The 4,034-nt window shown below is 70.5% G+C and carries 1 protein-coding gene; it reads right to left on the bottom strand.

All coding sequences use genetic code 11. From position 1 onward, the window contains the following. Positions 1–20 precede the first annotated feature (20 nt). Positions 21–3,062: a hypothetical protein gene (locus I6A60_RS03820; RefSeq protein ID WP_238434698.1), complete on the bottom strand. Its 3,042-nt coding sequence runs from the start codon at positions 3,060–3,062 to the stop codon at positions 21–23. Positions 3,063–4,034 lie beyond the last annotated feature (972 nt).

Genomic DNA, 4,034 nt, shown 5'->3' with positions numbered 1-4,034 from the left:
CGATCCGGGAGCGACGCGGCTCAGGGCGTCGGGACCGGGTAGCGAGCCGGCTCGAACTTGAACAGCACCGTGCCGTCCAGGTCCTTCGCGATGGACCAGTAGGGCGCGGCCGCGAAGGCGTCGCGGAGCGCCGCGAACTCGGTGGGCGTCTCGACCCCGTAGTCGTAGCCGTATTCCGAGGAGACCGGCGACCAGATCGCGTAAAGCCGGGCCTGCGATGCGGGTTCACCGGAATAGGTGATCAGGCGCGAGGTGAGGATCCGCATCCGGGTCGCGGGCGGCAGGTCGACGTTGGCGGCCTGCGCGTCCTGCAGATCCTCGATTTTGAGCGGCCGGTGGGAGTTCGTCCTGGTTGGAATCGAGGCCGGAAGGTCGCCGGCGCCCAGCTGCAACACGTAGTAGGCGTTGGCCGGCGAGTTGCTGTACCCGACCGACTGGTAATACCGAAGTGTGTTGAGGTCCGACCACCGGACGACGTTGATGTCGTCGAGCCCGAACGCCGCGACCAGGAAGGTGGCCGTCATGGTCGCCATCACCGCGAGCAGCGGGACACGTGGCAGCAGACGCCGTTTGCTGGTGAACATCCGGGCAGCGAGGACCGACAGCCAGGGCAACGCGAACAGGATGGCCCGGAAGATGCCTTCGTTGCCGTAGGGATTGACCGCGACCACCACCAGGCCGACCGCCGGGCAGCACGCGTAGGCCCAGACCGCGCCGGTGCGCCGGTTGCGCAGCACCGCCAGCCCGCCGATCAGCCCGATGAGCCCGACGCCCAGCATCAGCGCGTGGACGGTCTCGCCGACGATGGGCTGCCGGACCAGCCCGACCGCGCCGTCGGTCTTGGGCGGGTGGAAGTTCTGTGAGGACCCGATGTCGTGCAGGTTGATGAATCCCTTGACCTGGCTCCAGTGCAGGAGGGCCCAGGCCACGGCCGGCCCCAGCACCGTCACCGGCGTCCACCAGGGGCGGACCTGGCGGAAGACGACGAGGATCACCAGCGCCCCGCCGACGATGTAGGGGCTGAGCTGATGAGTGACCGAGACCAGAGTGCCGGCGGACACCAGCAGGAGCGTCCGCTGGACGGATCGCCGATTCGAGAGGGCGAGACCGAAGGCCACCAGGCCGATCACGTACCCGACGGACTGCGGCGAGAAATAGTCCGCGCCGATCGTGTCGGCCAGGACCCCCAGGATGACGGCGATCCAGGCCTGGTACGCGGTCGGCAGCACCTTGCCCGCGAAATAGCGCAGCGCGATGACCTTGAAGAAGCCGATGAGCGGTGGCCAGAATGTCGCCAGCCCCATCGGTTCGCGGATGCCCGTGATGTCGCACAGCCAGGCCATGGCCGCGAACATTCCGGCCCACCCGTTGTAGACGAGTACCAGCGCGTCCAGGTGGTGCACGTGCCGGATCTGCTGCACCAGGTCGACGTGCTTGGTGGCTGACGGCTGCCGCGGGGCGTCGTACACCAGCGACGGCGTGAGCAGCACCACGACCAGAAGCAGCAGGACCACGGCGGCCATCACCCGCTCGTCGGCCCGAGGGGCGATGACGATGGCGACGACGACGAGGGCCAGCCCGAGATACCAGAGGGGCCCGACATGGGTCAGATAGCCGTACACACCGGGATTGACGATGTGACGGTGACCCAGCGCGGCGTACATGCAGAGCACCGCACCGGCGACCGCGCAGTACAGGGCCGAGAACTCGCGAAGGCGCAGCCGGTCCACGACGTCGTTCCACGTTCCGTCGCGTAGCGGGGTGAGATCCGCGGCTGGCCGCGCGTCGCGTCGCTCGACCACCGCGCGGCGGAAGCCGATCCAGTGCAGCGGGACACAGATCAGCGACACCAGCGTGAACGCCAGCGCCGGATGCCACCCGCCGAGCGACAGCATGAACGTCGCGACGAAGGTCAGCACGGAGAAGCTGACCAGCGTGGTCATCGCCATGCGGGTGGTCAGCCGCATTCGGATGTCGAGGGCCCAGGGCGCCGAACCGATGCCGATGAAGCAGAACACGAGCAGCGCCGCGATCCGCAGGTGCGTCAGGCCGGCCGCGACCGACAGCACCCCGACCGTGAACGACAGCAGGCTCGCGCCTGAGATCAGCAGGCGCCCGTAGAGCGTTTCCGCGGCGCGTTCCGGGTCGGCCGGCTGGTAGCCCGAGTTCCACCACAGCACGTCGGCGAGCGCGTCCCGGACCCGCTGGACCCGGCTGCCAGCCGGGGCTGGTTCCGGGGCGGCGGGGGGTGGTGGTGGTGTGAGCAGTGGCCGAAGCCGGGTCACGTACTCGGGCAGGAGCTGAGACTCGCTGGTACCCGCGGCAGTGCCCGCGTCGGGCGCCGCCGCGGGCGCGCCGGCGGTCGGTGGCTTCGTTTCGATGGGCGTCGCGGGCTTCGTCACGGCCGGCGCAGGTGTCGTCCTGGCGGCGGGCGTCGCGGGCTTCGGGTCGGCGAGTGCCGGTCGCTTCGTGCCGGCATCGGCAGCCGGACGCCGGTCGATGCGCGTCGTGGGCTCTTCGGTGGCGGGGGCCGCTGGCCGCTGGCCGCCGGGCGTTGCTGGTTTCCTGTCAGCGGGCGCCGCGGGCTTCCTGTCGACGGGTGCCGCTGGCTTCGTGTCGGCTGCCGCTGGCTTCGTGTCGGCGGAGGCCGCTGGCGGCTCGCTGACGGCCGTCGTGGCCTTCGTGTCGGCCGGTGCCGCTGGCTTCGTCTCGCTGGGGGCCGCTGGCTGCTGGCCGTCGATCGGCCTGGGCTCTTCCTTGGCCTTCTCGGCGGCCGGGGCTGGTTCGGCGGCCGGGGCTGGTTCGTCACCGGCCGCCGGTGGGACCGCCCGGCTGGGTGCGGGCCGCCGGGGCGGCGTCGCGGCCACGGGTGGCCGTCGGTCACTCGCCGTCGTGGGCTTGTCCTGGTTGGGCGCTTTCGGGGGGTTCGCCTCGACGGCCGCGGCCGGTTCTTCCGTCGGGGTGGTCGTGGGCTTTCCCTCACCGGGCGCCGCCCGGTCCGTGGTTACCCGGGGCCGCTTGACGCGGGTGGTCTGCTCCGGCTCGGTCGAAGGCTTCCGCACCGCCGGGCGTTCATCGTCGCCGAGGGGTGCAGGGGGGATCTCGACGCGCACGGTCGGCTCGGGGTCGGCGGGTGGCATGGGCGGCGTCGCCGATTCGCCGCCGGCCGCGTCGACCGGGCCCGATGCCGGCGGCGCATCCGGCGACGGGGTGGCGTCAGCCCGACGCCCCGCACCTGGGCGCCGGGCGGAATCGTCACCGCGTGCGTCGACTTCCGGGGACCCCATATTGACCACTCTGCCCTGCCCTCTCAGCTGTCGAGATAGGGGGCGTGTGCCATCCGGCGCAGCGGGCCCAGTGGGTCGTTGTGTCCCCTCCACAACCGGACCACTGTGCAACCCTTCGCTCACTCCGCCGGAAGCCGCTGATTGCTCTGCGCATCCGCCTCGGTCGGTTACTGTCACGATGGACGTCGCCGACTCGCGGCTCATGCTGTGTCACGCCGATGCATGACGTCCAGCGTGATTCGGCAAGCGGCCGAGATCGGCATTGCTCGCCATCGTGAAGGCGCACGCGGCTCGGTGCTGGCAGCGCCCCCCGCGCCAGTCCTTGTTACAGTCGCGATACGCCTGGCCACTGTCCCCGTAAACTTGGCCGCAGCAAACCCAGAACGAATCGATGCCCCCTACATCGCGCAAACTTTATCACGCGGGTGTGGCACGCCTGTGGGCCTCCCGCGAAAATCAGGCGGTACGGCGGAAACCGGCTTCCGCCGTAATCACGCGGGCGACTAGCCAGTAAAGGCATTGGCGCGATGTTGCGCACTTGGTCGGCCGAGTTGGCTTCCTGCTCGCGAGAGTGGCATTGGTAACGTCGCCGGAGGGATGGAGACCCCGTCCGTGGTGACGTCTGCGCAGGCTGGAAAGCAGTGGTCGGGGGTGGGAACCACCGTCCTCACGCCGCGTGACCCACCGGAGGCCGAAACGCCGTGGGGGGGGGGGCGCCCCCCCCCCCGCGGGCCCCCCCCCCCCGGG

The organism is Frankia sp. AgB1.9 (assembly GCF_016786355.1).
Classification (GTDB): Bacteria; Actinomycetota; Actinomycetes; order Frankiales; family Frankiaceae; genus Pseudofrankia.
Note: the sequence above shows the minus strand (reverse complement) of the source record. Positions and strands in the feature narration are given on the sequence as shown.